The organism is Saccharothrix espanaensis DSM 44229 (genome assembly GCF_000328705.1).
Taxonomy (GTDB): Bacteria; Actinomycetota; Actinomycetes; order Mycobacteriales; family Pseudonocardiaceae; genus Actinosynnema; species Actinosynnema espanaense.
In genome coordinates this window covers 3,450,792-3,470,799 of the sequence record NC_019673.1, presented here as the reverse complement: position 1 = coordinate 3,470,799, position 20,008 = coordinate 3,450,792, and the positions used below count along the sequence as shown (strand labels likewise).

At 72.8% G+C, this 20,008-nt stretch carries 5 protein-coding genes and 1 pseudogene; 2 read left to right on the top strand and 4 right to left on the bottom strand.

Annotated elements, in window-relative coordinates:
• Nucleotides 1-12 precede the first annotated feature (12 nt).
• Genes BN6_RS15805 through sbnB form a run of 4 tightly spaced genes read right to left on the bottom strand, consistent with a single transcriptional unit; the run spans nucleotide 13 to nucleotide 17,551 of the window.
• Nucleotides 13-825, bottom strand: coding sequence for an ABC transporter permease (locus tag BN6_RS15805; protein ID WP_015100664.1), 813 nt, complete (start codon nucleotides 823-825; stop codon nucleotides 13-15).
• Nucleotides 822-15,503: a non-ribosomal peptide synthetase gene (locus BN6_RS15800; RefSeq protein WP_015100663.1), complete on the bottom strand. Its 14,682-nt coding sequence runs from the start codon at nucleotides 15,501-15,503 to the stop codon at nucleotides 822-824. The genes BN6_RS15805 and BN6_RS15800 overlap by 4 nt, the downstream gene beginning before the upstream one ends.
• Nucleotides 15,500-16,486, bottom strand: coding sequence for a 2,3-diaminopropionate biosynthesis protein SbnA (gene sbnA / locus BN6_RS15795; RefSeq protein ID WP_015100662.1), 987 nt, complete (start codon nucleotides 16,484-16,486; stop codon nucleotides 15,500-15,502). The genes BN6_RS15800 and sbnA overlap by 4 nt, the downstream gene beginning before the upstream one ends.
• A 36-nt stretch (nucleotides 16,487-16,522) precedes the next feature.
• A complete protein-coding gene (gene sbnB / locus BN6_RS15790) occupies nucleotides 16,523-17,551 on the bottom strand; it encodes a 2,3-diaminopropionate biosynthesis protein SbnB (protein ID WP_041312892.1) in 1,029 nt (342 codons plus the stop codon).
• A 381-nt stretch (nucleotides 17,552-17,932) separates the two neighbouring features.
• Here sbnB and BN6_RS15785 point away from each other — a divergent pair, with 381 nt between their 5' ends.
• Both BN6_RS15785 and BN6_RS49600 read left to right on the top strand, forming a co-directional pair.
• Nucleotides 17,933-19,525 carry a tryptophan halogenase family protein gene (locus BN6_RS15785; RefSeq protein WP_015100660.1) on the top strand — a complete coding sequence of 531 codons (1,593 nt, stop codon included), beginning with the start codon at nucleotides 17,933-17,935 and terminating at the stop codon, nucleotides 19,523-19,525.
• A 146-nt stretch (nucleotides 19,526-19,671) separates the two neighbouring features.
• Nucleotides 19,672-19,884: pseudogene (locus tag BN6_RS49600) on the top strand (MarR family transcriptional regulator); the annotation flags it as partial.
• Nucleotides 19,885-20,008 lie beyond the last annotated feature (124 nt).

The window sequence follows — 20,008 nt, the reverse complement described above, 5'->3', positions numbered from 1 at the left end:
CGTCCTTCGGGGTCAGGCGTTGCGGTAGCGGCGGACGCTGAGGTAGGAGGTGACCAGGAACAGCACCCCCAGCGACACGATGATCATCAGGTAGTTGTTCCCGCCGACCGGGTTCGCCGGGCCGGCCGCCTGGTTGCCCCACAGCTCCCGGCAGGCCGAGATCACCGAGCTGACCGGGTTGTACTGGGCGATCGGCTGGATCCAGCCGGGCAGCTTGTCCACCGAGAGGAAACCGTTGGACAGGAAGGAGAACACGACCGCGACCAGGCCGCCGACGGACTCGATGGTCTCCAGGTTCTTCGACGCCATGCCCAGCAGCACGCCGACCCACAGGACGGTGAAGATGAAGACCGCCACGAGCGCGAACCCGGCGAGCGTCGGCAGGATCCCGGTGTGCGACCGCCACCCGAACAGCACGCCGAACGCGACCACGATGGCCAGGCCGATCAGGCTGATCGCGAGGTCCGCCAGGGTGTGCCCGATCAGCACCGCGGAGCGGGTGATCGGCAGCGACCGGAACCGGTCCACCAGGCCGCCCTGCACGTCCAGCGCCACCGCGATCGCGGTCGGGCCGACGCTGGCCAGACCGACCTGCATCACCACGCCGGCGAAGATGAACTCGATGTAGTTGTTGCTGCCCGGGATCTGGATCGCGTTGGAGAACAGGTACCCCAGCGCGATCATCGTGATCAGCGGGTTGAGCGTGATGCCGACCAGCCGGCCGGGGTTGCGGCGCAGCCGCCGCATCCGCCGGCCCGCGATGGCGAGCACCTCGGTGACCGGCGCGAGCGGTGTCTGCGCGGTCGGGACGTCCAGCGTGGTCACGGTCGTGCCTCCCCGATGTGGTTGCCCTGCACCCGGCGGAGCTCTTCCGCGACCGCGGCGCCGATCAGCGCCTGCGGCTCGGGGTGCATCATGTACTCGTGCCCGCACGGCACGCGGTGCGTGCGGACCTCGCCGGTGACGTGCGCCGCCCACGAGTCGGCCAGTTCCCCGACCTCGGCCTCCGAGCGGTCCTCCACCGCGGAGAACAGCACCAGGTCGCCGTCGAACCTGCCCGGCGCGAAGGTCTCCATGATCCGGCCGTGGTTGCGCACCACGGACAGCATGGCCAGCAGCCGCTGCTCGCCCAGCTCGGCCAGCGGGTGCCGGTCGCGGCGCAGCACCTCGACCACGTCGCCGGGCTTGAGCTCGCGGCCGGTGAACTCGGCGCGGTCGTGCCCGATGACCTCCATGACACGCAGCAACAACTCGTTGTCGCTGAGGTCCTCGTCCTCGGTGCCGGCCTTGTGCGGGTAGCCGTCGAGGTTCGCGACCAGCGCCACCCGCTCGCCGTCGCGTTGCAGCCGCACGGCCAGTTCGTGCGCCAGCACGCCGCCGAACGACCACCCCAGCAGGTGGTAGGGCCCTTCGGGTTGGACCCGCCGGAGGTAGCCGAGGTACTCCTCGGCGACCGCGCCGATGCTGTCCGGGAGCGGGGCCAGCTGCCCGACGCTGGGCGACTGGATGCCGTAGATCGGCACGTCCGGGTCGATCGCGCGGGCCAGCCCCACGTAGGGCAGGCTCGACCCGAGGCCGCTGTGCAGCACGAACAGCGGCGGCTTCGCCCCGTCCGGCCGGATCGGCAGGACCACGGCGAACGGGTCCAGCGGGTCGTCGCCGCTCTCCAGCGCCCGCACCTCGTCGAACACCCGGGCGACCGCGGACGCGCCCGCCGCCGGGGCCTCCAGCTCCTCGGCCACGCCCGCCAGGCCCTCGGCGGTCTTGTGCACGAAGACGTCGGCGATGGCGAAGCGCAGCCCGGCCTTGCGGGCCCGGCTGACCACGCCCGTGGCGAGCAGCGAGTGCCCGCCCAGCTCGAAGAAGTCGTCGTCCACCCGGACCTCGGGCAGGCCCAGCACGTCGGCGAACACGTCGCACAGCAGCCGTTCGGCGGCGGTGCGCGGCTCGCGGGACGGCGCGCGGTCGGCGGAGTCGGGCGCGGGCAGCGCCGCCCGGTCCAGCTTCCCGTCGGCGTCGAGCGGGAAGGCGTCCAGGGTGACCAGCGCCGACGGCACCATGTGGTCGGGCAGCGATTCGCCGAGCCTGCGCCGCACGACGGCCGGCTCCGGCACGTCCGCGCCGACCAGGTAGCCGACCAGGCGCCCGGCGGCGGCCACGACGACCGCGTCGGAGATGCCCGGGACGGCCCGCAGCGCGGCCTCGACCTCACCCGGTTCGACCCGGAACCCGCGCACCTTCACCTGGTGGTCGCGCCGGCCCAGGAACTCGACCTCGCCGGCACCGTCCCAGCGCACCACGTCGCCGGTGCGCAAGAGCCGGTCGCCCGCCGCGCCGAACGGGTCGGCCAGGTACCGGTCCGCGGTGCGGTCCGAGCCCCGCGCGGAGCCACCGAGGTACAGCTCGCCCGGCACGCCCGGCGGCACCGGCCGCAACGCGTGGTCGAGCACGTAGACCTTGGTGTCGACCGGCCCACCACCCTCCACTTCGGACGGAGTCGTGCGCACGTCGGGGGTGAGCGCGTGCAGGGACTCGACCAGCGACGCGCTCGCCTCGCCGGCCAGCACGACCCGCAGCCGGCGCAACGCGTCCGGTGCGGCGTCGACCAAGGCCTGCCACAGCTCCGGCACGGCCCGCATGACGGTCGTCCGGCTGTCGAGCAGCCGCGCGCCCAGCGCCGCCGGGTCGCGCAGGGCGTCCCCGTCGGCCACGACCAGCGTCGCCCCGGACACCAGCGGCACGAACAGCTCCAGGGCGAAGCCGGTCACCAGCAGCCGGTCGTCCCGGCTCATCGCCAGCCGCAGCCGCAGGTCCGCCACCAGGTCGCGCAGCGCCCGGTGGGTGAGCACCAGGCCCGGCTCGCCGGACGAGCCGTCGACGTAGGCCGGGTGCTCGGGCCGCAGCGGCGCGATCCGGTCCTTGTCGGTCAGCTCCGCCGCGCCGCCCCGGGCGCGCAGGACCTTGTCCACCTCCGGCGAGTCGAGCACCAGCAGGTCGCCGGACAACCGCCCGGCCACGTCCGCCGTGGTGACGGTGAGCGCCGCGCCGGCGTCGACCGGGTTCGCCGGGTCCACCGGCCGGAACGCCGCGCCGGTCTTGAGCACCGCGAGCGCCGCCAGGACCAGGTCCGCCGACCGGGGCACGGCGATCGCCACGACCCGCTCCGGACCCGCGCCGAGCCGGATCAGCTCCCGGGCCAGCCGGTTCGCCCGCGCGCCGAGCTGGCGGTAGGTGAACCGGCCGTCCGGCCCGACCAGCGCGGTCGCACCGGGGTTCTGCCGGGTCCGGTCGGCGACCAGGTCCGGCAGCAGCGCGCGACCTTCCCGCGCGGTGTCGTTCCACTCGACCAGAATCCGCTGCCGCTCCCGCTCCCCCAGCACGTCGACGTCGCTCAGTGGCGCGTCGGGGTCGGCGACGACGGCGTGCAGCACGCGCACCAGCCGTTCGGCCATGCTGTCCACGGTGGACGCCCGGAACAGGTCGGTGCGGTAGGCCAGCACGCCGTCCATGCCCGCGGGCACGCCGTCGAGCTGCCGCTCCACCAGGTCGAAGGTCAGGTCGAACTTCGACCGGCTCGCCTTCATCGGCTCGATCGAGGCGTGCACGCCGGGCAGCGCCTCGGCCGCCTCGTCGTCGTTCTGGAAGGCCAGCATCACCTGGAACAGCGGGTGCCGGGACAGCGAGCGGTCCGGGTTGAGCGCCTCCACCAGGTACTCGAACGGCAGGTCCTGGTGGGCGTAGGCGGCCAGGTCGGCCTCCCGCACCCGGCGGACCAGCTCCCGGAAGGTCGGGTCGCCGCCGGTGTCGGTGCGCAGCACCAAGGTGTTGACGAAGAAGCCCACCATGTCGTGCAGCGCCTCGTCGGTGCGGCCCGCGATCGGGCTGCCCAACGGGATGTCCGTGCCCGCGCCGAGCTTGGTCAGCAGGGTGGACACCGCGGCCTGCACGAGCATGAACACGCTCGCGCCGGTCTCCCTCGCCAGCGCGACGAGCCCGGCGTGCAGCTCCGGCGGCACGGCGAACTGGTGCACGTCGCCGTCATGGTCGCTGACCGCGGCACGGGCGAAGTCGGTCGGCAGGTCCAGCTCCTCCGGCAGGTCCGCCAACGCCCGCGTCCAGTACTCCAGCTGGGCGGTCAGGACGCTGCCCGGGTCGGTCTCGCTGCCGAGCCACTCCCGCTGCCACACCGCGTAGTCCGCGTACTGCACGGGCAGCGGCTCCCACGTGGGGGCCTTGCCGGTGCGGCGGGCGGCGTACGCGGCGGCCAGGTCACGGCCCAGCGGGGCGCTGGACCAGCCGTCGAACGCGATGTGGTGGAACACCAGCAGCAGCACGTGCTCCTGCTCGTCGACCGCGTAGAGCCGGGCCCGCAGGGCGGGTTCGGTGGCCAGGTCGAAGCCCCGGTCGACTTCCTCGGCCAACGTCCGCGTGATGTCGTCGGTGCTGTCGATCCGCAGCGCCGAGCCGTGCACGGGCAGCACCCGCTGGTACGGCACGCCGTCCACGTCCGGGAACACCGTGCGCAGGATCTCGTTGCGCGCCACCACGTCGTCCACGGCGGCGGTGAGGGCCGGGACGTCCAGCTCGCCCTTGAGCCGCACCGCCAACGGGATGTTGTACGTGCCGGTGGTGCCCTCCTCCAGCTTGTTGAGGAACCACAGGCGGCGCTGGGCGAACGACAGCGGCAGACCTTCGTCCCCGGCGCGTTCGACCGGCCGCAGCGCGGGCCGGGCCGAGTCCGCGCCCGCCACCAGCTTCGCCAGGCCCGCCACCGTGCGGGCCTCGAACAGCGCCCGGACCGGCAGTTCCACGTCCAGCACCGTGCGCACCCGGCTGACCACCCGGGTGGCCAGCAGCGAGTGCCCGCCCAGGTCGAAGAAGTCGTCCTCGACGCCGATCTCGGTCGAGCCCAGCACCTCGGCGAACACGCCGCACAGGATCTCCTCGACCGGCGTGCGCGGGCCGCGGCCGCGGGTGGTGGCCAGGTCCGGCTCCGGCAGCGCCTTGCGGTCGACCTTCCCGTTGGGGGTCAGCGGGAGCGCGTCGAGCACGACCATCGCCGCCGGGACCATGTAGTCGGGCAGCGACTCGCCGAGCCGGTCCCGCACGGCCTGTGCGTCCAGCGTGCCGCCGGGCGCGGCCACGACGTAGCCGACCAGCCGCTTGTGGCCGCCGTGGTCGCCGCCGACGGACACCGCCGCGTCACCGACCTCGGGCACCGCCCGCAGCGCCGCCTCGACCTCGCCCAGCTCGATCCGGTGGCCCCGGATCTTCACCTGGTGGTCGCGGCGCTCCAGGAACTCCAACTGGCCGTCGGGCCGCAGCACGACCCGGTCGCCGGTGCGGTACATCCGCGTGCCGGGCTCGCCGTACGGGTCCGCCATGAACGTCACCGAGGTCTTGGCCCGGTCGTTCAGGTAGCCCCGGCCGACGCCCGTGCCGCCCACGTACAGCTCGCCGGGCACGCCGGCGGGCACCGGGCGCAGGTCGTCGCCCAGCACGTACAGGCGGGTGTTGCGCACGGGGCGGCCGATCGGGACGCGGGCGTCGCCGAGCTCGTCGCCGAGCCGGATGTGCGCGTGCGTCACGTCGTCCGAGCACTCCGTGGGCCCGTAGGCGTTGACCAGCGGGATGCCCGGGTAGCGGGCGAACCAGCGGTGGCACAGGTCCGGCGGCAGCGCCTCGCCGGTGACCACGAGCCACTTCAGGCCGGGCAGCGCCGGCGTCTCCTCGGTGATGTCCCACGCGTCGAGCGCGGCGCGCAGCAGCGACGGGACGACCTCCAGGATCGTCACGCCCTCGTCCGGGACCGTGGCGAACAGGGCGTTCGGGTCCACGGCGGTGTCCCGCCCGGTGACCCGGACCCGGCCGCCCGCCATCAGCGCGGTGAGCATCTGCCACACCGAGATGTCGAACGTGACCGGGGCGTTGTGCACGATGGTGTCCACTTCGGACACTTCGAGGTCGTCCACCTTGCACCACAGGTGGTTCACCATGCCGCGGCGGTGCACCATGGCGCCCTTGGGCTTGCCGGTCGAGCCGGACGTGAAGATCACGTACGCCAGGTCGTCCGGCTCGCCGAGCGCGGGGGCCAGCTCGGTGTCGAGGGCGTCGTCGAGCAGCACGACGTCGATCCCGTTCGCGACCTCGCGCGCCAGGTCCAGGTGGGCCGCGTCGACCGCGACCGCGCGGGCCCCGCTGTCGGCGAGCAGCGCGGCGATCCGCGCCACGGGCGCCTGCACGTCCAGCGGCACGTACCCGCCGCCCGCGCCGAGCACGCCCAGGACCGCCGTCACGAAACCGATCCCGGGCGCGGCCAGCACGGCGGTGAGCCCGTCGCCGGGCACCCGCCGGGAGAACGCGCTGGCCCGCCCGACGAGTTCGGCGTAGGTGACCGACGCCTGGTCGTCCACCACGGCGACGGCGTCCGGCTTCGCCAGCGCGAGCGACCGGACCCGCTCCACCACGCCCTCGTACGCCTGCGGCCTGACCGGACCCGTGCCGATCCGCAGGACCGCGTCCCGCTCGTCGGCGTCGAGCACGTCCACCCGGCTCAGCCGGGCCGCCGGGTCGGACACCACGGTCCGCAGGAAGTCGACCAGCCGGCGGGACAGCCGCCGCGCGGACGCCTCGGTGAACAGCTCGGTGCTGTACTCCAGCACGCCGTGCATCCCGGCCGGCACGCCCTCGGCGTAGCGCTCCTCCAGCAGCACGGTGAAGTCGAACTTCGCCCGCTGCGACCGCACCGGCTCCACCCGACCGGTCAGGCCGGGCAGCGTCAGCGGGATGTCGTCGCTGGTCTGCAACGAGAGCATGACCTGGAACAGCGGCTGCTTGTTCAGCGACCGCTCCGGGTTGAGCTTGTCCACCAGGTGCTCGAACGGCACGTCCTGGTGCTGGTAGGCGGCCAGGTTGGTGTCGCGCACCCGGTGCAGCAGCTCCTGGAAGGTCGGGTCGCCGCCGGTGTCGGTGCGCAGCACCAGGGTGTTGACGAAGAAGCCGATCAGGCCGGCCAGCTCGTCGTCGGTGCGGCCGGCGGTGGGCGTGCCCAGCGGGATGTCGGTGCCCGCGCCGAGCTTGGTCAGCAGGGCCGACAACGCCGCCTGGAACACCATGAACACGCTCGCCCCGGAGTCGCGGGCCAGCGTCACCACGGCCTGGTACAGCTCCGCGTCGACCTCGAACCGCAGCTCGTCGCCGGTGTACTCGGCGACCGCCGGGCGGGCGAAGTCGGTCGGCAGGTCCAGCTCCTCCGGCACCCCGGCCAGGGCCTTGGTCCAGTACCCGAGCTGGTGGGACAGCAGGCTCTCCGGGTCGTGCTCGTCGCCGAGCAGCTCCCGCTGCCACAGCGCGTAGTCCGCGTACTGCACCTCCAGCGGGACCCAGTCCGGCCGGCGTCCGGCGACGCGGGCCCGGTAGGCGGTGGCGAGGTCGGCCACCATCGGCGCGATGGACCAGCCGTCGAACGCGATGTGGTGGAACACCAGCAGCAGCACGTGTTCAGCGGGCGCGACACCGTAGAGGTGGGCCCGCACCACGGGTTCGGCCGCGAGGTCGAAGCCCCGGTCGGCCTCGGCGGTCAGCACCGCCGGCAGCTCGGCCTCGGGCAGCCGGGTCAGCGGCAGCGCCGGGTAGTCCGCCGGCACCTCCACCACCCGCTGGTACGGCTCGCCGCCGACGTCCGGGAACACCGAGCGCAGGACCTCGTGGCGGGCCACCAGGTCCCGCAGCGCGCCGCGCAGCGCGGGCACGTCGAGGTCGCCGTTGAGCCGGACGGCCATCGGCACGTTGTAGGTGCCGGTGATGCCGTCCTCGAACTTGTCCAGGAACCACAACCTGGTCTGCGCGAACGACAGCGGCACGCGCTCGCCGCGCACGGCGGGCACCAGCGGCGGGCGGGCGTCGGACGCGCCGACCACCTGCTCCGCGACGCCGGCGACCGTGCGGGCCTCGAACAGCGCCCGGATCGGCAGCTCCACGCCCAGCGCGGCGCGGGCCCGGCTGATCACCTTGGTGGCCAGCAGGGAGTGCCCGCCGAGGGTGAAGAAGTCGTCGTCGATGCCGACCTGCGGCAGTTGCAGGACGTCGGCGAAGACGCCGCAGAGGATCTCCTCGACCGGGTTGCGCGGGCCCCGGCCGCGGGTCTGGCCGGCGTAGTCCGGGGCGGGCAGCGCCTTGCGGTCCAGCTTGCCCTGCGTGGTCAGCGGCAGCTCTTCGAGCACCACCAGCGCCGAGGGCACCATGTACTCCGGCAGCACCTCGACCAGCTTCTCCCGCAGGCCCGCCGGGACCGCCGTGCCCTCCTGGTCGGTGACCAGGTAGGCGACCAGCTTGCGGTCCTCGCCCTCGTCCTCGCGGACGACCGCCGCCGCCAGCACCACGTTCGGGTGCGACAGGGCGGCCGACTCGATCTCGCCGAGCTCGATCCTGAACCCGCGCAGCTGCACCTGGTCGTCGGCGCGGCCCAGGTAGTCCAGCTGCCCGCCGGGCAGCCACTTGACCAGGTCTCCGGTGCGGTACATCCGGTCGCCGGGCCCGCCGAACGGGTCGGCCACGAACCGCTCGGCGGTCAGGCCGGGCCGGTTGAGGTAGCCGCGGGCCAGGCCGCCGCTGACGTACAGCTCGCCGGTCACGCCCTCGGGGACCGGGTGCAGCAACGAGTCCAGCACGTACACCCGGTGCGCGGCGGTCGGCACGCCGATCGGCGGCTTCGGGCCGGGCGCGAGCGGACCGCCGACGGTCGAGGCCAGCACCGACTCGGTGGGCCCGTAGCCGTTGAACATCCGGTGGGTGGCCGACCAGCGGGCCACGATCTCCGGCGGGCACGCCTCGCCCGCCACCACCATGGTCAGGTCGTCGGGCAGCACGGTGCCCTCGGGCAGCCCGCCCGCCACCACCGGCGGCAGCGCGGCCAGGTTCACGCCGTTGTCGTTGATGAGGTCGATCAGCGCCTGGCCGGGGCCGCGCGCGTCCTCGCCCGCGACCACGACCGTGCCGCCGCCGCACAGCGCCAGGCCCATCTCCCACACCGTGGCGTCGAAGCTGTACGAGGCGAACTGCAACACCTTGGTGTCGGTGGTGACCTGGAACTTGTCGCTGAGGCTGAGCACCATCGCGACGAACCCGGCGTGGTCGACCACGACGCCCTTGGGCTTGCCGGTCGAGCCGGACGTGTAGATCACGTACGCCGGGTGGTGCGGGCGCAGCGGCGCGACCCGGTGCTCGTCGGTCAGGTCGCCGTCGGGGTAGCCGGAGAAGTCGATCTCGTCGATCGCCAGCACTTCGACGTCGACGTTCAGGGTCGCCGCGACCTCCGCCGTGGACAGCAGCACGGCCGGCTTCGCGTCGGCCACCATGTAGTCCACCCGGTCGGCCGGGTACTTGGCGTCGATCGGCAGGTAGGACGCGCCCGCCTTGAGCACGCCGAGCACCGCGACCAGCATCTCCAGCGAGCGCGGCATGGCCAGCGCGACGATGGCCTCCGGCCCGGTGCCGCGCGCGACGAGCAGCCGGGCGAGCCGGTTGGCGCGGGCGTTGAGCTCGCCGTAGGCCAGCGGCGTGCCCTGGAACACGGCGGCGACGGAGTCCGGGGCGTCGGCCACCCGGGCCTCGACCAGGTCGGTGACCACGACCGGCGGGAGGTCGGCGATCCGGCCGGCCCAGTCGTCCAGGATCCGGGTCCGCTCGGCCGGGGCCAGCAGGTCGACCTGCGCCACCCGGACGTCCGGCTGCCCGGTGAGGGTGCGCAGCAGCCGGGTGAAGCGGTCCACGATCGAGTGAATCGCGGGCTCCTCGAAGATGTCTGCCCGGTATTGCGCGAGCAGCCGGAGCTGTTCGCCCGGGTAGACCGACAGGGCGAACGGGTACTCGGCGACCAGCCGGCCCTCCGCGCCGACCAGCCGGACGCCCGGGATCAGCCCGGACAGGCCGTCGGTGTCCATCGGGTAGTTGTGGAAGCTGACCACGGTGTCGAACAGCTCGCCGACCCCGGCCACCTGCTGCACCTCGGCCAGCCCGAGGTGGTGGTGGGCGGCCAGGTCGAACTGCTCGTCCTGCACGCGGGCCAGCAGGTCGGCGACCCGCGCGGTCGGGTCCAGCGCGACCCGCACCGGCAGCGTGTTGAGGAACAGGCCGACCATGGACTCCATGCCGGGCAGGTCGACCGGGCGGCCGGAGTGCACCGCGCCGAACACCACGTCGTCGCGGCCGGTCAGCCGGCCCAGCAGGATCGCCCACGCGCCCTGCATGACGGTGTTCAGGGTCAGGCCGCGCTCGCGCGCCCAGCCGGACAGCTCGGCGGTGAAGTCGGCGGGCAGGTCGACGGTGATCGAGGCGGGCGAGTCGGTGACCCGGGGCCGCTCGGCCGGGCCGATCCGGCTGGGCTCGTCGAGGCCGGCCAGTGCGGTCCGCCACGCCTCGCGGGACGCCTCGTCGTCCTGGCGCGCCAGCCACTCCAGGTAGCCGCGCGAGGGCGGGACCGGCGGCAGCGCGCTCAGGTCGGCGCCGTTCGCGGTGAGCGTGAACAGCTCGCGCGCGAAGATCGGCATCGACCAGCCGTCGACCAGGATGTGGTGCACGGCCCAGATCAGCCGGAACCGGTCGGCCCCGGTGCGCACGACGGTGAACCGGACCAGCGGCGGGTCGGCCATGTCGTAGCGGCGCACCCAGTCCTCGTCGGTGAGCCGGCGCAGCTCGTGCGCCAGGTCGTCCGGGTCCATGCCGGTGAGGTCGATCTCCTCCCACGGCAGCGCGGCGCCGACCGGGATCACCTGCACGGCGTCGCCGGACGGCCGCGAGTGGAACGACGCGCGCAGGTTCGGGTGCCTGCGCAGCAACGCCTCGGCGGCCGCCCGGAACGCGTCGACGTCGAGCGCGCCCTCGACGTCCACGACCACCTGGAGGGTGTAGACGTCCGCACCGTCCCGGTCGAACTCGGCCTGGAACAGCAGGCCCTTCTGCAGCGGCGAGAGCGGCAGCACGTCCTGCACCGCGCCGGTCTCGCGCTCGATCGCCGCGATCTCGCCCTCGGTCAGCGCGACCAGGTCGAAGTCCGACGGGCTGTGCCCGCCCGCGCCGGGCAGCGCGGCGTGCTCGACGAACGCCTCCAGCGCCCGGAACCAGGTGCGGGCGATGTCGGCGACGTCGCCGTCGGAGAGCAGCCCGTCGGCCCACAGCCAGTCCGCGACCAGGTTCGGCCCGCCGGGGCCGTCCTCGGTGACCGGGGTGACCGCGAGGACGTGCCGCAGCGGCATGTCCGGGCTGACGCCGGTGCCGACCACGGAGGAGCCGGCGTCGAGCGTCCAGTCGCCCGCCGCCGCGCCCGCGGCGAACCGGCCCAGGTAGTTGAACCCGATCTGCGGCGGGCCGAACCGGGCGAGCGCGCCGACGGTCTGCGGGTTGAGGTAGCGCAGCAGGCCGAAGCCGATGCCGCGGTCGGGCAGCGCGCGCAACTGCTCCTTGACCCGCTTGATGGCCGTGCCGGCGCTGCCGCCGGCCGCCCACAGGTCGGCGCGGTCCAGCTCGCCCGGGTCCAGCCGCAGCGGGAACACGCTGGTGAACCAGCCGACCGTGCGGGACAGGTCGACGTCGTCCACGACCTGCTCGCGGCCGTGGCCCTCGACCTCGACCAGCACCGCCGGGTCGGTCACGCCGTGCTTCTTGCGCCGCCAGTCGCCGACCGCGATCGCCAGGCCCGCGAGCAGCACGTCGTTGATCTCGGCGTGGAAGGCGGCGGGCACGGTGGTCAGCAGCGCGGCGGTCTGCTCGGTCGGCAGCACCAGCCGCAGCGACCGGGCGGTGCCGTAGGTGTCCCGCCCGGGGTCCAGCGGCCGGGTGCCCAGCGGCTGGTCGGGCTGCGCCTGCGCGGCCCACAGCGGGAGTTCGGTGACGCGTGCGGCGGACCGGGCGTGCTCGGCGAGCACCTTGGCCCAGCGCCGGTAGGACGTGCCCACGGGCTGCAGCGGGCGACCCGCGACGGCGTCGGCGAGGTCGGGCACGATGATCCGCCACGACACGCCGTCCACCACGAGGTGGTGCGCGACCAGCACGAGCCGCGCGGTGCTGCCGGAGTCGATGAGCACCGCCTGGAGCACGCGGCCCTCTTCCGGGGCGAGCCCGGCGCGGGCCCGCGCGACCTCCTCGGCGACGACCTCGTCCACGTCGCCCACCTCGGCCAGCGGCACCCGGCGGACCAGCTTGGTGGCGCGGATCTCGCCCACCGGCAGGGTTTCCATCGTCCACAGGCCGGGCAGCGGCACGGTCAGCCGGGTGCGCAGCGCGTCGTGCAGGTCCAGCACGTGCTGGAGCGCGCCGGCGAGCTTGACCAGGTCCAGCCCGGTCGGCACGTGCAGCACCACGTACTGGCTGTACTGGCGGGTGCGCGGCGCGAGGTCGACCAGGTCCTCGCGGAGCTGGTGGGCGATCGGGGTCAGCTCGACCTCGCCCACGCCGTCGTCCACGACCGCGGCCGTCTCGACGGCGTCCTTGGCGATCACGGCGATGGCGGCGGGCGTGCGGTGCTTCATCACCTCGCGCGAGGTGAACACCACCCCGGCGCGGCGGGCCCGGCTGACCACCTGGATGGAGCTGATGCTGTCGCCGCCGAGGGTGAAGAAGTCGTCGTCCACGCCCACGTCGCGCAGGCCCAGCACCTCGGCCATGACCTCGCACAGCACGCGTTCGCGGGGCGAGCGCGGCGCGCGGGCGGGTGCGGCCGCCGGTCCGGGCACGGGCAGCGCCTTGCGGTCGACCTTGCCGTGCGCGGTCAGCGGCAGCGCGTCCAGCTCGACGAACGCCGAGGGCACCAGGTAGTCGGGCAGCAGCTCGGCCAAGCGGGCGCGCAGGTCCACCCGGCCCTTGAGCACGACGTAGCCGACCAGGCGCTTGGCACCGCCGTCACCGACGACCTGCACGGCCGCGTCGGCCACCTCGGGCAGGCCGCGCAGGGCCGCCTCGACCTCGCCCAGCTCGATCCGGTGGCCGCGCACCTTCACCTGGTGGTCGCGGCGCTCCAGGAACTCCAACTGGCCGTCCTCGCGGCGCACCACGCGGTCACCGGTGCGGTACATCCGGCCGCCGTTGAACGGGTCGGCGACGAACGTGGCGGACGTGCGCTTCGGGTCGGCCAGGTAGCCCCGGCCGACGCCCGCGCCGCCCACGTACAGCTCGCCGGGCACGCCGGTCGGCACCGGGCCCAGGTCGTCACCCAGCACGTACAGGTTGGTGTTGCGGATCGCACGGCCGATCGGCACGCGCGCCCCGGTGGCGTCGTCGACCGTGACGAACGCGTGCGTCACGTCGTCGGAGCACTCCGTCGGGCCGTAGGCGTTGACCAGCGGCACGGTCGGGAAGCGCGCGAACCAGCGCAGGCACAGGTCCGGGGGCAGCGCCTCGCCGGTCACCACGAGTTCGCGCAGCGACGGCAGCTTCGGCCGTGCGCCGGTGATGTCCCACGCGTCGAGGGCGGCGCGCAGCAGCGACGGCACGACCTCCAGCACGGTGATGCGCTCGTTGGCGACCAGGCCGAACAGCAGGTCGGGGTCGGCGGCGGTGTCCCGGCCGACCACCCGCACCCGGCCGCCCGCGACCAGCGGCGCGAGCATCTGCCACACCGAGATGTCGAACGTCAGCGGCGCGTTCTGCACCACGCTGTCCGCGTCGGTGAGGCCCAGGTCCTCGACCTTGGCCAGCAGGTGGTTCACCATGCCGGCGCGGTGCACCATGGCGCCCTTGGGCTTGCCGGTCGAGCCCGACGTGAAGATCACGTACGCCAGGTCGTCCGGCGCGCCCAGCGCGGGCGCGAGCTCGGCGTCCTCGGCGTCGTCCAGCACGACGTGCGCCACGCCCAGCTCGACGGCGAGCAGGCGGTGCGCGGCGTCGACCACGAGCAGGTCGATCCCGTTGTCCCGCACGAGTTCGGCGGTCCGGGCCAGCGGCGCGCGGACGTCCAGCGGCACGTAGGCGCCGCCCGCGCCGAGCGCGCCCAGCACGGCGGTGACGAACCCGGCACCCGGTGCGGCCAGCACGCCGACCAGGGCGCTCGGGAGCTTGCGGGACAACGCGCTCGCCCGCGCGACGAGGGCCGCGTAGGTGACGTCGAAGTCGTCCTCCACCACGGCGATCGCGTCGGGGCGTTCGGCGGCGAACGCCCGGACCTGCTCGACCACGTCGGTGAACGCGTCGGGGCGGGTGTCGCCGATGGTCGCGCCGAGCCACTCGGCGCGCTCGTCGGCGGTGAGGACTTCCAGCGCTGCCAGCGGTTCGTCGTCGGCGGCGCGCGCGAAGGCCGCCAGGAAGGCGGTGAACCGGGCGAGGTGGGCCTCGGCCTCGGCGGCGGTGTACAGCTCGGGGTTGCCGTTGAGGTGGACCTCCAGGCCGCCGTCCGGCGCGTCCACGACGGTCAGCATCAGGTCCTCGATGAGACCGGTCGACAGGTTGTTCACCTCGACCGAGCACTCGCCGAGCCGGAACGCGGTCTGCTGCGGCAGGATGTTGACGAACGGGCCGAACGGCCGGCGGTCGTCGGTGGACAGGCCGATCGCGCGGCGGATCCGGCTGACCCGGTGGCGCTGGTGCTTGAGCACCCGCATCAGCTCGCGCGAGGTGCGGCGCAGCAGGTCGGCGCGGGAGTCGTCGGGCCGCACGGTGACCCGCAGCGGCAGGTAGTTGGCGACCATGCCGGGCACCGCGCGCATCGTCGCGCCCATCCGGGCGGTCGCGGGCAGGGTGAGCAGCACGTCGCCGACGCCGGTCAGGCGCTGGGTGTACACCGCGACCGCGGACAGCACGACGGCCGGCCACGTCGAGGCGGAGCGGCCGGCCACCTCGCGCAGCGCCTGCGCGGTGGCGGCGGGCAGCACCCCGGTGCGGCGCAGGAAGCCGTGCACCTCCGGGCCGCCGGAGGTGCGGGTGGACAGGCTCACCAGGTCCGGCGCGGTGTCGAACCGGGTGGCCCAGAACGCCTTGTCCTTCGCGGCGGCGGGCGAGTCCTGGTAGGCGTGCTCGCCGTCGAGCAACGCGCTCAACGGCGGGATCGGGTCGCCCCCGGTCCCGCCGTACAGCTCGGCCAGCCGACGCCAGAACACCACCTGGCTGTACCCGTCGCACAGCAGGTGGTGGATGCGCATGTAGAAGAAGTGCCGGTCCTCGGCGACCCTGACCACGGCGAACCGGAACAGCGGGAACTCGTCCAGCGCGAACGGCGTGGCGAGGTCCGCGGCCATCCAGTCGGCCGCCTCGGCCGCGGTCAGCTCCAGCCGGGTCAGCGGCAGCTCCGCCAGCGGCGTCACGACCTGCGCCGGCACGCCGTCGACCTCGGTGTAGCGGGTGCGCGTGCACTCGGCCTCGTCGACCAGGCCGCGCGCGGCCGCGATCAGCGCCGCGACGTCCAGCGGGCCGCGGATGTCCAGGTAGCCGGCCGAGTTGTAAGCGACGCCGCGCCCGTTGAGCTTCTCGTCGAACCAGATCTCGGCCTGTCCGGCGGAAAGGGGCAACGCGTCGGTCATGGCATTCTCCTCGCAAGCGTCGCGGGTGCCTGCTCACCGAGCAGGTCCGCGCCGTAGATGTCCGCGATCCACTGGTCGTGGTAGACGGTGTCCAGGTAGCGCTCGCCCAGGTCGGGCGCGATCGCGACCGCCGTCAGGTCGCCGTCCTGCCGGGCCAGCCACTCGGCCGCGCCGGAGAGCACCGTCCCGGTCGACCCGCCGAACAGGAAGCCCTGGCGCAGCAGGGCCCGGCACCACCGGACGGTGTCCGCCTCGGCGACGTGCAGCACCTCGTCCACGTAGGACTCGTCCAGCAGCGGCGGGCGCACGCTGGTGCCCAGGCCGGGCAGCATCCGGGGCTGCGCGGGCGTGCCGAAGGTGACCGAGCCGATGCTGTCGACCGCGACGACCCGCACGGTCGGCTTGTGGTCCCGGAAGTAGCGGGCGCAGCCCATCAGCGTGCCGGTGCTGCCCGCGCCGATGAACACCACGTCGACGTCGGGGAAGCTCTTGAGGATCTCCGGCCCGGTGGTCTGGTAGTGCGCCGCCGAGTTGCCCGGGTTGGCGTACTGGTTGAGCCACAGGTGGTCGGGGTTGTCCGCCACCACCTGCTGGACGAACCGGATGCGCGCGCCGAGGAACCCGTCGAGCGGGTCCGGCTCGGTGATCACGTGCACCTCCGCGCCCAGCGCGGTCATCAGCTGCCGGGTCGAGAGGTTGCAGCGGGTGTCGGTGACGCACAGGAACCTCAGCCCGCGACTGGCCGCCACCAGGGCCAGCGCCACACCGAGGTTGCCCGACGAGCTCTCCACCAGCGTGGTGCCCGCGTGCAGCGCGCCGGAGCGCACCGCCGCGGACACCATCTCGTTGGCGGCCTTGAGCTTGATGGAGCCCGCGAAGTTGAACCCTTCGCACTTGAGGTACAGCGGGTGGCCCGTGAGCCGCCGGAGGTCGACGTAGAGGTCGTCCACGTTGAACTCCTGGGGCGTGGATATCACTGGCATGAGCCGACTCCTAGGCGAGGTCCACGGTCAGGCGGCTCAACGCTTGCCGTAGCGGTGAAGGTCGTAGAAGAAGTCGTCCACGACGGCGAGGTCGCCCGCCCGCGACACCTCGTCGTAGACGTGCTTGCCGACCGCCAGGTCGAGGACGCCCAGGCCGAACGGCGAGAACACCAGCGGCTTGTCGGCCGGGGGCCGGACCGCGCCGGTCATCACGTCGTACAAGGTGCCGGCCAGGAAGTCGCGGTTACCGGTGACCTGCTCTGCCAGGTGCGGCGAGGTGTTGGCCTTGAGGCAGTGCTCCACGTCGTCCACCACGTTGGTGGAGGCCAGGATCACCTCGGGCGACAGGTCGCGCAGCGACACGTGCAGCACCAGCGGGTTGTGCTCGAACCAGGCCGGGTCGGTGACGTGCGGGGTGCCCGCGATGGTCGCGAACACCACCAGGTCGCTCTCCCGGACCAGGCTCTCCGCCGTGTCGTGGACCTTCGTGGTGCCACCGGCGGTCTCGTCCACGTAGGACTGGAAGCCGCGGGCGGAGTCCGCGCTCAGGTCGTGGATGCCGACCTCGTCGAACGACCAGCCGGTGGTGTGCAGGTAGGTGTGGATGTAGCGGGCGATCAGGCCGGTGCCGACGAACCCGACCCGGGTCGGCCGGCCCCGGTCGCGGGAGAGCCAGTCGGCGGCCAGCGCGGCGGAGGCGGCGGTGCGGACCGCGCTGACGATGGAGCTCTCCAGGCAGGCGATCGGGTAGCCGGTGCGCTGGTCGTTGAGGATCAGCACGGCGGACGCGCGGGGCAGGCCCTCGGCGACGTTCGCGGGGAAGCTGGAGATCCACTTCACGCCGTGCACGCCGATCTCGCCGCCGACCGAGGCGGGCAGCGCGATGATCCGCGACGCCGGGTCCTCCGGGAACCGCAGGAAATAGGACGGCGGATTGACCGTGTCGCCCTCGCCGTGCACCCGGTAGGCCGCCTCGATCAGTTCGAGAACGTGCTTCTCCCGACCCTGCAAAACCTGGTGAACCTGCGCACCGGAAATCACTGCGAAGGCAGGAGTCACGTCCATGTCCCTTCACTAGACAGCCGTCGACCCGATCGGGTGACGGTCCCGGAGAAGATGCTGGCGAACGCGACTGACGAGCCGCTGACACCGGGCTGACGGCGTACCGCAAGTCCCGGCAAAGCGCCCACCACCAGCGGATTCGCCGAAGGTGAGGCACGCTCGGCAGGTCGGTAGAGAAAATATATAGAAACTCCGGCCGACCACCGCGTCGAAACCGTGGCGGAACATTGACAGGCCCGACGAGCCGTGTCTAGGGTTCCGTTCCAGCCGATTCGAGCGAATTTATCCGGGCTTCTGCCCTCGAACACTGGCGACACTCGCGCGGTGAGCGGCGAACGTCGTTCCGCGGCCTTTGTCGTGATCATGACGGGAGGACATTTCCACATGGAAGATCGCAGGATCAAGAAAGTCGTCGTGCTCGGTGGCGGCACCGCGGGCTGGATGGCCGCGGCGTACCTGGGCAAGGCGCTGGGTCCGGGCGTGAACATCACCGTGCTGGAGGCGCCGGCGATCCCCAAGATCGGCGTCGGCGAGGCCACCGTGCCGAACCTGCACAAGACCTTCTTCGACTTCCTCGGCATCGCCGAGGAGGACTGGATGCGGGAGTGCAACGCCAGCTTCAAGATGGGCATCAAGTTCACCAACTGGCGCACGCCCGGCCGCGGCGAGGCGACCGCGCGCCCGCACGGTGACTCGGTCGACCACTACTACCACCTGTTCGGCCTGCTGCCGAACCACGAGAACCAGCCGCTGTCGCACTACTGGACGCACAAGAAGCTCAGCGGTCAGACCGACGAGCCGTTCGACTACGCGTGCTACCGCGAGCCCCCGATCATGGACCAGAAGCTGTCGCCCCGGTTCCTGGACGGCACCAAGTGGACCAACTACGCGTGGCACTTCGACGCGAACCTGGTCGCCGACTTCCTCCGGCGCTTCGCCACCACGAAGCAGGGCGCGGTCCACATCGAGGACAAGATGACCGAGGCGGTCATCGACCAGCGCGGCCACGTGTCCGCGCTCAGGACCGAGCAGGGCCGCACGATCGACGGCGACCTGTTCATCGACTGCTCCGGGTTCCGCGGCCTGCTGATCAACCAGGCCATGAAGGAGCCGTTCCTGGACATGAGCGACCACCTGCTCAACGACAGCGCGGTCGCCACCCAGATCCCGCACGACGACGACGCCGAGGGCGTCGAGCCCTACACCGGCTCGATCGCGATGTCGTCGGGCTGGTCCTGGAAGATCCCGATGCTGGGCCGCTTCGGCACCGGCTACGTGTTCTCCTCCCGGTTCCAGACGCGCGACGACGCCACGCTGGAGTTCTGCAACATGTGGGGCGTCGACCCCGAGACCCAGCCGCTCAACCACATCAAGTTCCGGGTCGGCCGCAACCGGCGCACCTGGGTCAAGAACGTGGTCTCGATCGGCCTGGCGTCCTGCTTCCTGGAGCCGCTGGAGTCGACCGGCATCTACTTCGTCTACGCGGCGCTGTACCAGCTGGCGAAGCACTTCCCGGACAAGAACTTCGACTCGATCCTGCAGGACCGCTTCAACGCGGAGATCGAGACGATGTTCGACGACTCCCGGGACTTCGTGCAGGGTCACTTCAGCTTCGCCCCGCGCAACGACACGGCGTTCTGGCAGGCGTGCAAGGAGCTGAAGCTGGCGGACGACTTCCAGGAGAAGGTCCGCATGTACAAGGCGGGCCTGGCGGTGAACATGCCGATCACCGACGAGTCGACCTACTACTCCAGCTTCGACGCGGAGTTCCGCAACTTCTGGAACAACTCGAACTACTACTGCATCTTCGCCGGGCTGGACTACCTGCCCGACCACACCCTGCCCGCCCTCGCGGCGCGGCCGGACGTGCTGGACTCCGCCGACGCGGTGTTCGCGGAGATCAAGCAGAAGCAGAAGGAACTCATGGCGACGCTGCCCACCACCCACGAGTACCTCAAGCAGCTGCACGGCAAGTGATCCACACCGGCTGGGCAGCACTTCCGCCGGCCGGCACGTTCGCCAGGCAGTACCCCTGAGACAGGCCCCGCCGGGTTCCCCTCACCCGGCGGGGCCTTCTCACGTCCTTCGAGTCCGCCGTCGCCGTCCGCACCGCGGCCGACGCCGTGGAACGCCTGCGCGCCAAGGGTTCCGACAGTCGGGGCGGCCTGAGTTCCGGTGCCCTCGACCTGCTCGTCCGGCTCAGCGTGGCCGGTGCCGACGGCATCGCGATCGGCGACCTCGCCGCCTCCGCCGTGGTCAGCCCGCGCAACGCGACCGGGCTGCTGGACACCCTCGAACGCGACGGCCTCGCGACCCGACAGCCGCACGAGACCGACCGCCGGTCGGTGCGCGCGAAGATCACGCCGCCCGGTGAGCACTGGGTGGCGGCCTTCCGCCGGCCCTCCGAGGTCGCGATGGGCGCGCTGTTCCGCGGGTTCGACGCGGACGAGCCGGCGCTCC

Bases quoted from the DNA above. Each gene is read 5' to 3' on its own strand.
- BN6_RS15800 (WP_015100663.1), bottom strand. From the start codon at position 15,503: ATGACCGACGCGTTGCCCCTTTCCGCCGGACAGGCCGAGATCTGGTTC.
- sbnA (WP_015100662.1), bottom strand. From the start codon at position 16,486: ATGCCAGTGATATCCACGCCCCAGGAGTTCAACGTGGACGACCTCTAC.
- sbnB (WP_041312892.1), bottom strand. From the start codon at position 17,551: ATGGACGTGACTCCTGCCTTCGCAGTGATTTCCGGTGCGCAGGTTCAC.
- BN6_RS15785 (WP_015100660.1), top strand. From the start codon at position 17,933: ATGGAAGATCGCAGGATCAAGAAAGTCGTCGTGCTCGGTGGCGGCACC.